We start from the raw sequence: 16,211 nt of genomic DNA on the forward strand, positions 1-16,211 counted from the left end.
GTCTAGCGGTAATGTTCCATTTGCCCGTTGATTTTATCCAAGGTGAGGGGCTTTTCAAGGAAACCCGAGACGATTGAGTACTCATTGGCCCGTTGGCGGTCTTGAAAATCTATGGAACTCGATAGGATGACAATTTTGTCTTTTCGGTTGGGAAAAAGTTCTATGTACTTATTTAGAAATTCCCAACCATTCATGACCGGCATATTGATGTCCAGTAAGATTAGGAGTGTTTCGTCCGGACCGAGCTCTGAGATTTTTTCAAAGGCATCTTCGCCTCCCAAAAACTCAAGAATCCGATTGCTAATGCCGGTTTTACCCAAAAGTCTCCTGTTTATAAGGTTATTTATGGGGTCATCGTCCACTAAAAAAATGGCATCAAAGCGAATCATTAAAGTGTTAATCAGGTGTTAAGTGGAAGTATCAATCCTAAAATACAATTATTCCTTTTCCCTAAAAAAGGATTTGCACCGTTTTTATTTCCACTCATACACAAACCCTATAAATCAGGTAAATAAAAAGGAGGTCCAATCGGACCTCCTTTAGTTTTTAAATGGAATCTATGATTACATCATTCCGCCCATTCCTCCGCCACCCATTGGAGGCATTGCAGGAGCGTCTTCTTTTACGTCAGCTACTACACATTCTGTAGTCAGCAACAATGCGGCTATGGAAGCAGCATTTTCAAGCGCAAGACGAGTTACCTTAGTTGGGTCGATTACACCAGCTTCGAAGAGGTCTTCGTACTGATCTGTTCTTGCGTTGTAACCAAAGTTTCCTTTGTTTTCTCTGATTTTGTTGATGACAACAGAAGGCTCGCCACCTGCATTGGAAACGATCGTTCTCAATGGAGCTTCAATTGCGGTTCTGATGATGTTGATACCAGTGTCCTGGTCATCATTGGAACCTTTTAGGTTGTCAAGGGCTGATGCAGCTCTAACCAAAGCAACACCACCTCCAACTACAACACCTTCCTGTACAGCAGCTCTTGTAGCGTGCAATGCATCATCTACTCGATCTTTCTTTTCTTTCATTTCCACTTCAGTAGCAGCACCGATGTATAGGATAGCTACACCACCGGAAAGCTTAGCAAGTCTTTCCTGCAATTTTTCTCTGTCGTAGTCAGAAGTAGTTTTTTCGATTTGAGCTTTGATCTCAGCGATTCTGCCTTTGATAGCAGCAGCATCACCGGCACCGTTTACGATGGTGGTATTGTCCTTATCGATATTGATTTTCTCAGCTCTACCCAGCATGTCTGGAGTAGCATTTTCCAGTTTGAAACCTCTTTCTTCAGAGATTACAGTTCCACCTGTCAGGATAGCGATGTCTTCCAACATAGCCTTTCTTCTGTCACCGAAACCTGGAGCTTTTACTGCGGCAACTTTCAAAGCGCCTCTGATTTTGTTTACTACCAAAGTAGCAAGAGCCTCACCATCCACATCTTCAGCGATGATCAACAATGGCTTGCCTGACTGAGCAACTGGCTCAAGTACTGGAAGCAACTCCTTCATAGAAGAAATCTTCTTGTCGTAAATCAACACAAAAGGATGATCCAACTCAGCTTCCATTTTCTCGGTGTTGGTCACGAAGTAAGGAGAAAGGTAACCTCTGTCAAACTGCATACCTTCTACAGTTTTCACTTCAGTTTCAGTACCTTTTGCTTCCTCTACAGTGATTACGCCGTCTTTACCCACTTTGTCCATCGCGTTGGCAATCATGTTACCGATTTCCTCATCGTTGTTTGCGGAAACTGTAGCTACCTGAGCAATTTCTCTGGAGGTGGAAATGTTCTTGGAGTTTTCTTTCAATCGGTTAACAACAGCCGCTACAGCCTTGTCAATACCTCTTTTCAGATCCATTGGGTTGGCTCCTGCAGCCACGTTCTTGATGCCTACTGCGAAGATAGCCTGGGCCAAAACAGTAGCTGTAGTAGTACCGTCACCAGCGTTGTCAGCAGTTTTGGAAGCCACTTCCTTCACGAGCTGAGCGCCCATGTTTTCGATTGGCTCCTTAAGTTCGATTTCTTTTGCTACGGACACACCGTCCTTAGTGATCATCGGAGCACCGAATTTTTTATCAATGATGACATTTCGACCTTTAGGGCCCAAAGTCACTTTTACTGCATCTGCCAATGCATCTACGCCTTTCTTCAATTGATCACGGGCGTTTGTATCGAAAAACAGTTGTTTAGCCATGTTTTTAAGAATTTTTCAGGTTAATGTTTGTGTTTGATTAAAGGATAGCGAAAATGTCAGACTCTCTCATGATGAGGAAGTCTTTTCCGTCCACGCTGAGTTCGGTGCCGGAGTACTTTCCGTACAAAACAGTGTCACCAACTTTTACAGTCAAGGGCTCATCTTTTTTACCGTTACCCACTGCCACTACAGTACCTTTTTGTGGTTTCTCTTTGGCAGTGTCCGGAATGTAAAGCCCGGAAGCAGTTTTCTCTTCAGCTGCAGCTGGTTGTACCAGAACTCGGTCTGCTAGAGGTTTGATGTTCACATTTGACATAGTATGTTTTATTTAAGGTTAGATTAAAATGCTATTGCCCTCTCTGCACTTCCTGTGCCAAGGGAATTGTTAAAGGTTTTTCTGACAAATCGGCCGTAAAAATCAGTCAAATTCGGATTCCAACCTATTTTTTTTGACAGTCGGAACTGTCAAATTTTCTTAAGCCGATGCAAAAAATGTCAGAATTCCGTATTTTAAGTCAAACCATTAAGACCTATGCGAACCTTACCAAAAAACTGGATCACCGAAGGGCTGATCGATTTCGAGTACAAGAAGTACCAATTACTAGCTTACCTCCAAGAAGCTGAACGGGAATTTAAAGCTATAAAGCTCTATCCCATGCTGGGTGACTTGATCGAGCATCACCGGACACTCAATGAATTGAACTCGGGAAAGACTGAATTAAGTAAGCTGTTTCCCAAGGCGCTCAACGGAATTGATTTAAATAATTCCCAACTTAAATATGAACCCAAAGTGGAGGATGATGTCCTGATGCATGAAATATCACAGATTACTTCATATGCACTCCCCAAACTGAAATATCAAATCGAAGAGGGAAAAGCCATCTATGATTTTGTGGAGGAGCAGGTGGAGTTTGAGCCAATAGGAATTCAACCCATATATAACCGGGAAGGATATATTCTGATGACTCGGGAATCCGAATCCGATGTGCATGCTTTTCGTTACCGATCCAATTTGATCCAGATGGCAGGCGAAAAGTTTAGAAGTATTGCTTTCTGGTTGGTAGGAGTATTTCAAAAATCCCTGTTCACTACGCTTGAAAAGCTCAAAATGCAATTGATCAAGGAAATTAAGGAACTGCCAAATCCTGCTACGTGGAGATTGCACAGTCCGCATTCCGTTCCGATTGAAGAAACCCTGATTCCTGTTGGCAAAAGGCTGCTCCTCAAGTCAGTCTCAGAATGAAAAAGTTAATTGGATTCTTAGCAAGCCTTTCAATCAAATTGAAAGGCTTTTTTTAATTTGATTTTTCGGGGTGAGCTGAAATTGAACTTTTAATTTTACACTTCATTTCAGGATTATCCACTTGGGTTACCTTCTTGGACATTTTGTTTACTATATCCTGTAATTCCATTCTTAAACTAGTTTTTGTCAGGAATCACCGATTATCTTTCCATAACTAATACACATGACTGAAGAGAAATTCAGCATCAAGATATTCCGGGAGTCGGGATATATGGCTGCAAAATTTTATGGAAAGGTTGTCCTAAGTGACATGCTTCATTTTACCCAAACGATTATTTCTATGCCGGATTATTCGCCCGGCTATCCGCTGATCTTTGATTTTAGGGATTGTAAGGCAATCGGGTATCGGATTGATGTGCCTGAATTTTTGAAATACTATCAAAGTAAAGTCACCATTCCGGAAAAGAAAAAGTATGGGTTTATCTATTCTACGCTCAATCAAAAATTCATATTCTCCATATTAAAATTATCCGCTCCAAAACTGAACTTGGAGATTGAATTATTTGATGGATTGAAATCGTGTTTGGATTGGATGGATTCTGACCCACAGGTGGCGTCTGAGATTGAAATTTTCTTTAAATCAGTAAGAATGTACGAATCATGAAAATTCAACCTTAGAGGTTGTTGCAAAAAAAAGGCCTTTTGGATTGTTCCAAAAGGCCTTTTTTAAGTTAGAAACCTAATTAATTTCCAGTGGAATCCCCAGCAGGAGCAGCTGTGCTGTCTGCTGCAGGAAGCGCACTTTGGTCACCGAATGCCGGGGCCACTACTTGCTGCTTGGCACTTTCAATGTTTGGAGAGGAGAATTGGTTTGGCTGGCTGCTGGTGTAGAAAGCGGAAGATGCCAAAGACAAAACCAAAATGGAAACTGCCAGGATCCAGGTTGCTTTTTCCAACACATTTCCTGTGCGGGTAACACCCATGATTTGAGAAGCACTGCCGCCGAAAGCTGCACCTGCACCGCCTTTTGAATTTTGACCCAGAATCACCAAGATCAGCAATACTGCCAAAACCAAAATCACGCTGATTAATACTGTAAACATATGAGCTAAATTATTCTTTCAGTTTTTCAATTAAGTCCGCAAAGTAAGCCCTTTTATCGGGAAACTTCAAAGCCAGCTTCTCATAAATTTCCCTTGCCATGTCTTTTTTACCCTGCCGGATTAAAATTCTGGCAAATGATTCTGACAACAGGTTGTCATGCAGCTGGGTACTGGAGGCAGCCAAATTTTCAGTATTTTGATTGGCCTCGATTTCCTTGATTGTAGCAAGCTTGATTTCCTTTTTGCTAAAAGCTTTGATCAGATCAATCTGTTCTTTTTTCTTGGAATCGACGATTTCCTTCTTCTCCTTCCGCTTGATGGTCTCTATCAAGTCGTCATGGGGAGGTTTTCTTCTTTTTAGTTTGGGTTTTTCGGCCTTGGTTTCCTCTTCAGGAGATTGTTGCCCCTTGAGCTGCATTCCAAGTTTGACCAATGATTCCGTTCGATGTGCCGGATCAGGTTCATTTTCAGGTTCTTCAGGAAGAAGATCTTCCTGTGTCTGTGAATGCTGAAACTCTTCCATTACCGGTTTTTCGATCAGTGATTTCAGCCAAATCCGGTCTGGACTTGTGATAGCTGCCTGGGCAAGCAACTGGCTTTTTTTTCCTTCACTTTTCAAAAATTCATACCGTGCAGCCAATACATGCGGAATCTGGAAGTAGGGAAAGTTTTCCTGCACTTTTTTGATTTGCAGGAAATCCGACTTTTCCAGATGGTCAATTTTCTTGATTAAGTCTAGGAATTGGGTTGCGTTCACTTTCCGGGTTTTGGATTGAATATAGCAAATTTACCAGTTGGCCACCGTGGCGGTGAAAATATCCTGGATGATTACCTCGAAAATCTCCTCGACCAATTGATTCTCCACGTCCAGCAAAGTCACGTTTCGGGGATCGTAATCCTTGAAGAAAGTAAAAGTCTGCTTTTTACTTTCTTCTTCATTGCTCAGATTGATGTAATCCACATCTACCGAAATAGTCAATCTCATCTGCCCTGCTCGGTCTGGAAGATTGGGGTCTCCGCTGGATACTGCCGCTTGGGGAGTGAGCGAGTACCTGCTTATCGCTCCGGAAAACTGTAAATCACCATTCGTCCTTACCAACTCCAGTTGGGTGTTACGCTGGTAGTATTCTTTCATGGCTTCCGTAAAGCGCTGCTCCATGTTGGCAGGTCCGCCTCCTGAATCATTAAAGAAGTTGTCAACCGAAAAGGTCTTGGTCAATTCGTAATTGATGTTGGTTCCGGTGAAGCTATACTTTACCGAACAGGCCTGCAAACCCAGCAAAATCAAACCCAGCAAAGGGAAAAAGCGCTTACTCAATTTCATACTGCTTGATTTTTCGGTAGAGCGTTCGTTCTGAAATTCCGAGATCACTTGCTGCGTACTTTCTTTTGTTGTTGTGCTTTCTCAGCGCTTTAAGTATCATCTCTTTCTCTTTTTTCTCCAGAGAAAGCGAGTTATCATCCTCTTCATGAATGATATCTTCAATTACATCCTCCTCGTAATCCTCCTCATTCATGGATGAGTTTTTCTGAGAATCCAAGACCAAAGGAACCTGATAGGAGGGATTTCCTTCGATACTTTCTTTTTGGGAAAATCCTGACTCCAAGTCCTCAAAAAGTCCTTGATGCTTTTGGATGATGGAAGAATTTATTCCGCCGCTTTGATATGATTCCAGAACCAGTTTTTTGAGGTCATTCATATCCTTTTTCATGTCAAAAAGGACTTTATACAGAATGTCCCTCTCCGAAAAATCCGAGCTATCAACGGAAGAGGATCCCAATGCCATAGGAAGTCGCGCCTTATCCGCAGGAAGGTACCTGGAAAGAGTCTGGGCATTGACTTCACGGTTTTCTTCCAGCAAGGAAATCTGTTCAGCAATATTTTTGAGTTGGCGGATATTGCCGGGGAAGGCATAACGGATCAACATGCTTTGAGCTTCAGCATCCAGACTGATAGGTCTTACGTGATACTTTTCAGAAAAATCCCCGGTGAATTTGCGGAAAAGAAGTACAATGTCTTCTCCTCGTTCCCGCAAAGGTGGAACGTAGATCGGAACAGTGTTCAGTCGATAATAGAGGTCCTCTCGGAATTTACCTTTTTCGACGGCTTTCAGCAGGTTGACATTGGTAGCTGTGATGACGCGGACGTTTGTCTTCTGGACTTTGGAAGAGCCTACTTTGATGAATTCACCGTTTTCCAGCACACGGAGGAGTCTGGCCTGGGTGCCAAGCGGCATTTCCCCGATTTCATCCAGGAAAATAGAGCCCCCGTCAGTTACTTCGAAATAACCTTTTCTAGCTTCATGCGCTCCGGTGAATGATCCTTTCTCATGACCAAAAAGCTCGGAATCAATCGTGCCTTCGGGGATAGCTCCACAGTTGATCGCAATGAATTTTCCGTGTTTTCGTAGGGAAAGGGAATGGATGATTTTGGAAAAACTCTCTTTACCACTTCCGCTTTCTCCGGTGATGAGTACTGTCATGTCAGTCGGTGCCGCTTGCATGGCTACCTGAATGGCATGATTAAGCAGAGGACTGTTGCCTATGATTCCGAAGCGCTGCTTGACGCTTTGAATTTCTGCAGGTGTGATCATGCCAAGACAGGATTTACTTCCAATACTTCCCCAAATAGCGTAGCAGGGGAGCAGTCGGTGATTTTAACCTTCACGTAGTCTCCTTTTTTAGCCAAATCAGCCGGAATAATGACCACTTTGTTGGCCGAGTTTCTTCCTTTGAGCTGTTGGTCTGATTTTTTGGCAGTTCCCTCGATTAGAATCAGCTGCTCTTGCCCCAAATCCATTTTGTTTCGCTCATAGGAAAGCTCGGTTTGCTTTGCTATGATTTCTGCCAACCTTCTTTTTTTGGTTTCCAGAGGGATATCGTCCTCAAATTTCTTTGCAGCCAAGGTTCCTGGACGCTCAGAGTAGAAAAACATGTAGGAGAAATCATACTTCACAATGTCCATCAGAGAAAGGGTCTCCTGATGTTCTTCTTCTGTTTCAGTACAGAATCCGGCGATCATGTCAGAAGAAATGCCGCATTCTTCTCCCAAAATTTTCCGTATCGCCCGGACACGGTCCAGGTACCACTCCCGGTCATAGGTTCGGTTCATCAGCTCAAGTACCCGGCTGTTACCGCTTTGGACAGGGAGGTGAATGTATTTGCAGATGTTGTCGTACTTCTTCATCGTGTGAAGTACTTCATCGGTAATGTCTTTGGGGTGAGAAGTAGAAAAGCGAACCCGCAAGAGAGGGCTTACTTGAGCGACCATTTCCAGCAGATGGGCAAAGTTGACCACTTCAGATACTTCCTCTTCCTTCTTATTGAGTCTGGCTTTGTTGTTTTCTTCCGGAGACCACTTGTAACTGTCCACGTTTTGGCCAAGTAAAGTAACTTCGCGGTATCCTTTTTCAAACAAGTCCTTTGCTTCAGCAACGATGGAATGCGGATCACGGCTTCTTTCACGTCCTCTTGTAAACGGAACGACACAGAATGAACACATATTGTCGCAGCCTCTCATGATCGAAATAAAGGCAGTGACTCCATTTGAATTGAGACGGACAGGGGCAATGTCGGCGTAAGTTTCCTCTCTGGAAAGGAAGGTATTGACACCTTTTTCCCCTTCTTCTGCAGCGGCTACCAGATTAGGAAGATCCCGATAAGCATCAGGGCCAACTACCACGTCTACAATTTTTTCTTCTGAGAGGAGATTTTCTTTCAGTCGCTCTGCCATACAGCCCAAAACTCCAATAGTCAATTCAGGCTTATTGCGTTTAGCATTTTGAAACTGGCTAAGTCTTTTTCTGACTGTGAGTTCTGCTTTTTCACGGATAGAGCAGGTGTTTAAAAAGATCACATCCGCTTGCTCAAAATCCGAGGTCGTATCATAGCCGTTTTCTTTCATGATCGAGGCCACGATTTCCGAATCGGAAAAGTTCATCTGACAGCCGTAGCTTTCGATGTAAAGTTTTTTGGATTTTCCGGTGTTTTCGTCAGCGGTGGTTTTGTAATCGCAAGCCTGTGCCTCCTCGGCAGAGATAATATCGATGTCTTTGATCAGATCCATTGGATGGAAAGGTGATTATAAATCTTCTTTAGCCAGATTCATTTGCTCAGGCTGGATGTTCATCAAACCTTGAATGAATGCTTTGGGTTGCAAAATTACGAAAATGCGGACAAAATGGCAGAAGGTTGTTCGTTATTTCTTAGGATAATGATCCTTCGATTCCTCAAACGGTATATTTAACTGCTCTCCAAAATGCACTTGTTCTTCAGTGATGTTTAGATTGGAAATTCCCAAACCCAAAAGGCGGACAGGTTTTGGGATTTCTTGCTGATGGAGAAGTTCCAGTCCGATTTTCCAAATGGTTTCCGAATCTGGGTATTGTTCGACCGTCTTACTACGGGTTTGGAGAGTAAAATCAGAATGTTTGATTTTCAGTGTGACAGTCCGTCCCTTGATCCCACTTTTTTCGATTCTCCGGATGACCTCTTCGAAAATCGGATGGAGATTTTCCTCCAGTTCAGGTAATGTGATGAGGTCTTTTTCGAATGTGTTTTCTGCGCTCAGTGACTTTCGGACCCGATGTGGTTGAACTTCAGAAAGATGGATTCCCCGGACAATATTGAAGTAATGCAAGCCTGATTTTCCGAATTTCTTCGTAAGAAATTGCAGGGAGTATTGCTTGAGATCCAATCCGTTGTGGATGCCCAGTTGCTGCATCTTTTCGGCTGTGACTTTACCGATACCAAAGAATTTTCCGATGGGGAGTTTTTCCAAAAAGGCCTCCGCTTCTTCAGGCAGGATGACCGCTTGACCATTGGGTTTGTTGAGGTCGGAAGCAGTTTTAGCCAGAAACTTATTGTATGAAACCCCAGCGGAAGCATTTAGCCCTGTTTTTTCCTTGATTTTTTCACGGATTTGTCGTGCGATAAGAATGGCAGACTTGAGATTCACTTTGTTTTCGGTGACATCCAAGAAAGCTTCATCCAAGGACAAAGGCTCTACCAGATCAGTATACTCATAAAAAATCTCCCGGATCTGCAACGAGATTTCTTTGTATCGCTCAAATCGTGGTCGTGCAAAAATCAGATGAGGGCATTTCTTCGCCGCCAAAGCAGAGGACATCGCGGAATGAATTCCATATTTCCGTGCTTCATAGCTTGCGGCGGCTACGACTCCACGGGCTTCGTTACCTCCCACAACTAAGGGTTTGCCACGCCATTCGGGATGATCCAGCTGCTCCACGGAAGCATAGAAGGCATCCATGTCCACATGAATGATTTTTCGTATCGGTGAGAGAGATTCAGGATTAGTTTCCACGAAGTAATTCTAAGATGGCTTGGGCTTTCAGCGCACATTCCTCGTATTCCTGCTCAGCAGAGGCATCTATGGTGATCGCGCTACCCACTCCAAAATAGAGTTTTTTTGTGTCCAAATCAGCAATAATGGACCGAATTACCACCGAAAAGTCAAAGTCTCCTAATTCATCGATCCAGCCAAATGCACCTGAAAACCAACCCCGACGAAAGCTCTCTTCCCGCTCGATAATATTCATGGTGCTGATTTTTGGTGCACCAGTCATGCTGCCCATCGGGAAGGTAGCGTGAATAATTTCCTTCAAGGCGATTTTGGGCCTGAGTTCAGAGCTCACCGTGCTGATCATCTGAAAAACCCCAGGCAGGGGATAGATTCCAAATAATTCTTCCACCTTGACCGATCCAGTTTTGGAAACTCTAGAGAGGTCGTTTCGGGTGAGGTCGGTGATCATGAGGTTTTCAGCGCGCTCTTTTTCGCTTGCAAGTAGCAGCTTTTGATTGATCTCATCCTCCTCCGGTGTTTTGCCTCTACGTATGGTTCCTTTGATCGGCTGAGCAATAAGACGATCTCCAATTTTCTTTAAATACCGCTCAGGAGAAGCTGAGACCAACCATTGTCTTCCTGCTTTAAAAAGCCCGGCAAAAGGCATAGGAGATAGTTGATTGAGCTTTAGGAAAGCAGAAATCGGATCCCAACTTTCAAATTTCCCATAGAAAGCCTGGCAGAAATTGGCTTCATAGGTATTTCCCTCAAGAATTTCATGTTGGATTTTCTTGATCCGTTGCAGGTATTCTTCCCGGGTGATTTGGAGGTAAATTTCACAGCTGGTGTTTCCTTCTTCTGGAATCGGGAAATTCAGGATTTCATTTAGGGTTTGATCCGGAACAGGTTTTTTGGACCAAATGCCATTTTCCGTAATTCGGAAAGAAATTTCAGGTTCAAAAAAACAAAGCTCGGGTAAAGGGAAAAATTCCGGGTTTTTACTTTGCAGGTTTTCGATGTGATTTTTAAAATCGTAGCCGATGATTCCAACCCGGTCAGCTCCTTTTTCAAAGCTTAAAGCAGATATAGCATCGATTTTCTTATTTCCTGCAAAAAAAAGTGAATCGAAAGACCCTTCAGGCAAATCGGAACCATTACCCTCAAAAAGTGCGAAATGTTCAAACTTCAAGTCTGCCCACCGGAGTAGTCGGATGAGATCTTGAGCTTTTGAAAAAGAATGGGAATACATAAAAGCTAACTTTTAGAGCAAAAAAAAGAGGAATTCCGCAGAATCCCTCTTTTATCACTGGGTAGTTGGTTTCTTAGTTTGCAGTTACATCCAATTCCAAGGAAACGGTGTTGTAGATAAATTGGTCTTTTGCTTTGTTAGCTGCCGCGGATTCGTCTCCATACATCAATCCCCATGCGGTTCTGTCGATGTTAAATCCAGCTTTTGCTGTCAATGTTCCGTTTGCGAGGCTAACAGCTGCAGGGAATTTAATGTTTTTGGTAGTTCCTCTCATAGTAAGGTTTCCACTGATCCAATGAGTTGGATTGGCAGGAGCCAAAGAACTGTCTGTTGAAGGAGTGTTGTCTGAAGCAAATTCCTGCTTGTCAGTCACCATGTCGCCAGCCTTGAAGGGCTCCACTCCGGTGATTTCGAATTTCGCAGTTGGGAAATTAGCGGCATCAAAGAAGTCAGGAGACTGAAGGTGTCCATACAATTTACCGTAGTTTTCGTCCGTCTCTGGCATATCCTCGATTTTCAGGCCGACTATGTTAAATGTGAATGAACCCCCGGTGATTGTATCTCCCAATACAGTCAACACGCCTTCTGTTGCGGGGATTTTACCGAAATGTTTTCCAGATGGCTTGTAACCAGTCCAGGAAATGGTGGTAGATGCTGGATTGATGTTGAGCGTGTCTCCAGTTCCGGCAGCCACTTCAAGAGCATCAGTTGCTTCAACTGTGTCACTTGGTTTTCCGCAAGCCAATGCTAGCATTGCGACTGCTGCGAATAGTCCGATTTGTTTGGTTAGTTTCATAATGTGTGGTTTGTTTGTTTTGACAACAAATGTATAAACACGTAAATCACATTTCAAAATTAAAAGTTCACGACTGGATCAAAATTTCTAATTTTCAGGGAGAATAATTTTCTGAATAAAAACCCTTAGCAAAGTTCTTATGGCCTTAATCCTAAAAGTGAGAGACAAGACCCCAGTGTTTGGAGCGGATTGCTGGCTTGCCCCAAATTCGACGATAGTAGGTGACGTGGTAATGGGGAATAACTGTACTGTATGGTTTAATGCCGTCATCCGAGGGGATGTTCATGAAATCCGGATAGGAGATGATACCAATATCCAAGATGGGGTAGTGATTCATTGTACTTACCAAAAGGCCCCGACATACATTGGTAGTCAAGTTTCCATAGCTCACAATGCCTGTGTCCATGGATGCACGATTCATGACCGGGTTTTGATAGGAATGGGTGCCATAGTGATGGATGGTGCTGTAGTGCATTCTGATTCGGTTATTGCTGCCGGCGCGGTTGTTTTGGCAGGAACGGTAGTGGAACCCAATTCGATCTATGCAGGGATGCCTGCCAAGAAAGTCAAAGAATTAGGTCCGGAAATGAAAGAAGTAATCATGCGGACAGCCAGAAACTATCCCATGTATTCCAAATGGTTTTCAGAAACTGAAGGTTGAAAACATATCCAGACCGCTGATTTACAACTAATAATAGCTTTCTATTTTTTTGTCATCTTCACTGTAATTTTTAATTTTGCTAAGCTTAAATTTTTAGAGATGAAAAAACTTTTTCAATTTCTCAGCAAGGGTAAAAATTTACTTTTGTTGGCTGGTCTTTTTCTTTTATTCAACTACCTATTGAGCCATTTCCTGTCCAAGGAAAATGCATTGGATTTGAAGTTTGCCTATTCAGTGGAGGAGGCATATCTCGCTTTGGGCAATCTTGATTTGGATCACCGAAATGTCTATAGTCTTGGGCTTTGGCTATTGGACACGCCTTATATGATTGTCTACTGCCTGTTGTTTTCGGGGATTTTACTGAAGCTTTGGGGAAACAGGAAGGTGGTTTTTCTACCGGTTTTAATATTGACAATCGATTTTTTTGAAAACCTTACAGTCCTTAAAATGCTGAAGATTTTCCCTAAAGAGAATGAGTTTTTGGCGTTGCTTTCTTCATTTTTTACTACTTCCAAGTGGATTATGGTAGCGGTGCTAATTTTTATGATTCTTTTTGGATTGTTGAATTTTCTGGTGGGCAGAAAAATTTTGTCAGTTAATTCTCAAAAGGCGGAAATTTAATTTAATCACCCCAAAGGCTTTTCTTGGACACTTTTCTTTTCACTGAATTTTGACTAGTATTTCGTAACGGTACGAAGTGCCATTTTTCTTAGTCAACATTCAACCTATGAAAGAAGAATATTATAAATGGTACTCTCCCCACCTCAATAGGGATGTGGAAATGCTTGTTTTTGGCCATGCCGGATATCCAGTGATCCTTTTCCCTACTTCCATGGGTACATTTCATGAAAACCGTGACATGGGATTGATTGGTGCTGCCCATTGGTTTATTGAGCAGGGATTGGTACAAATCTTCTGTCCGGAGAGTAACGATAAGCAAAGTTTTTACAACAAGGGAATCCACCCACACCAACGAATCCAGAATCATGTGGCCTACGACAAGATGATTTGTCATGAGATCGTGGAACGAGTCCGTCTAAATACCTCGGCTGCGAAGGTGGCAATGGCGGGTTGCAGTTTTGGTGGATATCATGCTGCAAATTTTTCTTTCAGGCATCCAGGCTATGTTGGCCATATGTTTAGTATGAGCGGTGCTTTTGATATCCGAAATTTCATGGATGGTTATCAGCACGATGACATTTATTACAATTGTCCTTTGGAGTATCTTCCCGGACTTCAGGATCATGAACTTTGGAACATGAAAATAGTCTTGGGTACGTCCAATTGGGATATTTGCTATGACTCAAATATTAAGCTCCACCACGTCCTAAATCAAAAAGGAGTGCCGCATTGGTTTGACGTACGACAGGACAAGCAGCACGATTGGCCGGTTTGGAGAGATATGTTTCCGCATTATTTATCGACCATTAAATTCGATTAGAAAATCATTTAAATCAATCATGAAATCGAACATGAACCATGTATCACCAAAAGGGATCAGTTCAATCATGTTAGATTCAAGCTTTCTGACAGCATTAAGGTGTAACCACAAAAAACAACAATAACACATGAAAAAAATCGGGATACTTTTCGGTATGGAGGACACCTTTCCCCATGCTTTTGTAGAGCGCGTAAATCAAAAAGCAGAAAAAGGAATCATTGCCGAACCGGTTCGGATAGACAAAGTCATCCAGAATCAATTGACGGAGTACGCGGTGATTATTGACCGAATTTCCCAGGATGTGCCTTTTTATCGAGCATATCTGAAAAATGCAGCCCTTACCGGCACAGCCGTAATCAACAACCCGTTTTGGTGGAGTGCTGACGATAAATTTTTCAACAACTGCCTCGCTGATCAATTGGGGGTGCCTCTTCCAAAGACCGTTATTTTACCTTCGGCCAAGCATCCTGATGATACCACTGCTAAGTCCTTTCGAAACTTAGTGGCACCATTGGATTGGGATGGGATTTTCAATTACACCGGGTTTCCTGCTTATATGAAGCCCTATGCAGGAGGTGGTTGGAAGAATGTTTATCGGTTGGAAAACAAGGAAGAGTTTTTCCAAAAACATCCCGAAACAGGTCAGTTGGTCATGCTCTTGCAGGAAGAAATTGTATTTGATGAGTATTTCAGAGTTTACTGTCTGGGAGGGAAGGCGGTACGAATCATGGAATATGAACCTCGGAATCCACACCATCTTCGGTATGTGGTGGACAGAGCTCCAGCCTCCAAAAAATTGCTCAATACTGTAAAGGATTACACAATCAAACTTTGCACTGGGCTGGGTTATGACTTCAATACGGTTGAATTTGCGGTAAGGGATGGTATTCCATATGCAATTGACTTTGGGAATCCAGCTCCTGATGCTGATGTCAACTCCGTCGGACAGGAGAATTTTGAATGGGTAGTGGAAGAAGCAGCAAAAATGGCTATTGCCTATGCCAAAGCCCAGAAACCCGGTCAGATGAACCTGACTTGGGGCACTTTTGTGAAAAATTCGGTAGAAGTAGCTAAGAGATTCTAAAGACGATCAGCTTATGACCAGTGTGTTGAAAAAACTCCCGCAATTTACATTGGGAGTGGAAGAGGAATACATGATCATCGACCCTAAAACAAGGGACCTTAGATCTCACATGTCCAAAATTGTGGAAGGTGGAAAAATTGTCTTGCATGAGCAGGTAAAGGCAGAAATGCACCAATCAGTCGTTGAGGTTGGAACAAATGTTTGCCAAAACGTAGCGGAGGCAAGAAAGGAAGTAGCCTTTCTCCGAAATAAAATAGCCGAATTGGCTACCGCACAAGGTTTGGTGGCAGGTGCTTCAAGTACTCACCCATTTGCCAAATGGCAGGATCAGGAGATTACCGATGATCCGCGCTATCACAATATTGTAAATGAGCTAAAAGACATCGCCAGATCCAACCTGATTTTTGGTTTGCATGTGCATGTGGGTATAGAAAGCAGGGAAATTGCACTTCAATTGATGAATCAGGCTTGCTATTTTCTACCCCATATCTATGCCCTGACTACCAATTCCCCGTTTTGGGAAGGAAGAAATACGGGTTTAAAGGCCTTTAGATCAAAGGTCTTTGCCAAGTTTCCAAGAACGGGCCTTCCTGAATATTTCGACTCCGTGCAGTCGTATGACAACTTTCTTGAAATCCTTGTTAAAACCAACTGCATCGACAACCCCAAGAAAATCTGGTGGGATTTGAGAATGCATCCATTCTTCAGCACAATCGAGTTCAGGATTTGTGACATGTGTTTGACAGTGGACGAAACCATTTGCATTGTAGCAATCATTCAGGCAGTGGTGGCTAAGCTGTATAAACTTCAGATGAGTAATACCAGCTTCAATGTTTACAGAATTGCCTTGATCAGGGAGAATAAATTTAGAGCGGCAAGAAACGGAATAGATGGAATGCTGATTGATTTTGGTAAGAAAATTGAAGTACCGACCAAGGAATTGATCATGGAGTTGCTTGAATTCATTGACGATGTAGTGGATGAATTGGGGAGCAGGCAAGAAATCAACTACGTGCATAAAATTTTCGAAAAAGGCACAGGAGCCGATCAACAACTTGCGGTTTTTGAAAAAACCGGGAGCTTGGAGGCGGTAGTGGATTTTATTACAGGGAAGTTTACGGAGGGGATTTGATCGATTGA

18 protein-coding genes are annotated in these 16,211 nt (G+C 42.9%); 7 read left to right on the top strand and 11 right to left on the bottom strand.

The features are described from left to right. Window positions 1-2: 2 nt before the first annotated feature. From D0X99_RS17120 to D0X99_RS17130, 3 genes are all read right to left on the bottom strand, one after another. Window positions 3-389, bottom strand: a complete 387-nt coding sequence (locus D0X99_RS17120) for a response regulator (RefSeq protein WP_119479086.1) — start codon at window positions 387-389, stop codon at window positions 3-5. Window positions 390-563: 174 nt separating this feature from the next. After that, the gene (gene groL, locus D0X99_RS17125) at window positions 564-2,192 is read right to left on the bottom strand and encodes a chaperonin GroEL (protein ID WP_119479087.1); all 1,629 of its coding nucleotides are present in this window, start codon (window positions 2,190-2,192) and stop codon (window positions 564-566) included. A 37-nt stretch (window positions 2,193-2,229) separates the two neighbouring features. After that, window positions 2,230-2,508 carry a co-chaperone GroES gene (locus D0X99_RS17130; RefSeq protein WP_119479088.1) on the bottom strand — a complete coding sequence of 93 codons (279 nt, stop codon included), beginning with the start codon at window positions 2,506-2,508 and terminating at the stop codon, window positions 2,230-2,232. Window positions 2,509-2,724: 216 nt separating this feature from the next. Between D0X99_RS17130 and D0X99_RS17135 the strand changes: the two genes are divergently transcribed. Together D0X99_RS17135 and D0X99_RS17140 are read left to right on the top strand one after the other, a co-directional pair. Next, window positions 2,725-3,435: a hypothetical protein gene (locus tag D0X99_RS17135; protein ID WP_119479089.1), complete on the top strand. Its 711-nt coding sequence runs from the start codon at window positions 2,725-2,727 to the stop codon at window positions 3,433-3,435. A gap of 223 nt (window positions 3,436-3,658) precedes the next feature. Beyond that, on the top strand, window positions 3,659-4,099 hold the full coding sequence (locus tag D0X99_RS17140) for a hypothetical protein (RefSeq protein WP_119479090.1): 441 nt from the start codon (window positions 3,659-3,661) through the stop codon (window positions 4,097-4,099). Between the two features lie 79 nt (window positions 4,100-4,178). On the opposite strand, the gene secG is transcribed toward D0X99_RS17140, so the two are convergent. The 8 genes from secG to D0X99_RS17180 form a co-directional block, all read right to left on the bottom strand. Beyond that, window positions 4,179-4,538: a preprotein translocase subunit SecG gene (secG, locus tag D0X99_RS17145; protein ID WP_119479091.1), complete on the bottom strand. Its 360-nt coding sequence runs from the start codon at window positions 4,536-4,538 to the stop codon at window positions 4,179-4,181. A 10-nt stretch (window positions 4,539-4,548) separates the two neighbouring features. Further along, window positions 4,549-5,295 (bottom strand): hypothetical protein, encoded by a 747-nt coding sequence (locus D0X99_RS17150; RefSeq protein WP_119479092.1) that lies wholly within the window; start codon window positions 5,293-5,295, stop codon window positions 4,549-4,551. Between the two features lie 30 nt (window positions 5,296-5,325). After that, complete coding sequence (gene lptE / locus D0X99_RS17155; RefSeq protein ID WP_119479093.1) at window positions 5,326-5,862, bottom strand: LPS assembly lipoprotein LptE; 537 nt, start codon at window positions 5,860-5,862, stop codon at window positions 5,326-5,328. Continuing rightward, complete coding sequence (locus D0X99_RS17160) at window positions 5,849-7,132, bottom strand: sigma-54 interaction domain-containing protein (protein WP_119479094.1); 1,284 nt, start codon at window positions 7,130-7,132, stop codon at window positions 5,849-5,851. The genes lptE and D0X99_RS17160 overlap by 14 nt, the downstream gene beginning before the upstream one ends. Further along, on the bottom strand, window positions 7,129-8,604 hold the full coding sequence (miaB, locus tag D0X99_RS17165) for a tRNA (N6-isopentenyl adenosine(37)-C2)-methylthiotransferase MiaB (protein ID WP_119479095.1): 1,476 nt from the start codon (window positions 8,602-8,604) through the stop codon (window positions 7,129-7,131). The genes D0X99_RS17160 and miaB overlap by 4 nt, the downstream gene beginning before the upstream one ends. Before the next feature lie 132 nt (window positions 8,605-8,736). Further along, a complete protein-coding gene (gene dinB, locus D0X99_RS17170) occupies window positions 8,737-9,861 on the bottom strand; it encodes a DNA polymerase IV (protein ID WP_262696740.1) in 1,125 nt (374 codons plus the stop codon). Beyond that, entirely contained in the window at window positions 9,851-11,089 is a 1,239-nt protein-coding gene (locus D0X99_RS17175; protein WP_119479096.1) for an anthranilate synthase component I family protein, read from the bottom strand. Before D0X99_RS17175 ends, dinB begins: the two co-directional genes overlap by 11 nt. A 73-nt stretch (window positions 11,090-11,162) precedes the next feature. Further along, window positions 11,163-11,885, bottom strand: a complete 723-nt coding sequence (locus D0X99_RS17180) for a YceI family protein (RefSeq protein WP_119479097.1) — start codon at window positions 11,883-11,885, stop codon at window positions 11,163-11,165. Between the two features lie 139 nt (window positions 11,886-12,024). On the opposite strand from D0X99_RS17180, the gene D0X99_RS17185 reads away from it, so the two are divergent. From D0X99_RS17185 to D0X99_RS17205, 5 genes are all read left to right on the top strand, one after another. Further along, the gene (locus D0X99_RS17185; RefSeq protein ID WP_119479098.1) at window positions 12,025-12,546 is read left to right on the top strand and encodes a gamma carbonic anhydrase family protein; all 522 of its coding nucleotides are present in this window, start codon (window positions 12,025-12,027) and stop codon (window positions 12,544-12,546) included. Between the two features lie 99 nt (window positions 12,547-12,645). Continuing rightward, a complete protein-coding gene (locus D0X99_RS17190; protein ID WP_119479099.1) occupies window positions 12,646-13,167 on the top strand; it encodes a hypothetical protein in 522 nt (173 codons plus the stop codon). A gap of 106 nt (window positions 13,168-13,273) precedes the next feature. Continuing rightward, a complete protein-coding gene (locus D0X99_RS17195) occupies window positions 13,274-13,987 on the top strand; it encodes an esterase family protein (RefSeq protein ID WP_119479100.1) in 714 nt (237 codons plus the stop codon). A 127-nt stretch (window positions 13,988-14,114) separates the two neighbouring features. Beyond that, a complete protein-coding gene (locus D0X99_RS17200) occupies window positions 14,115-15,071 on the top strand; it encodes an ATP-grasp domain-containing protein (RefSeq protein ID WP_119479101.1) in 957 nt (318 codons plus the stop codon). Between the two features lie 25 nt (window positions 15,072-15,096). Next, complete coding sequence (locus D0X99_RS17205; RefSeq protein WP_119479147.1) at window positions 15,097-16,203, top strand: carboxylate-amine ligase; 1,107 nt, start codon at window positions 15,097-15,099, stop codon at window positions 16,201-16,203. Window positions 16,204-16,211 lie beyond the last annotated feature (8 nt).

The organism is Algoriphagus lacus, from assembly GCF_003583985.1.
Classification (GTDB): domain Bacteria; phylum Bacteroidota; class Bacteroidia; order Cytophagales; family Cyclobacteriaceae; genus Algoriphagus; species Algoriphagus lacus.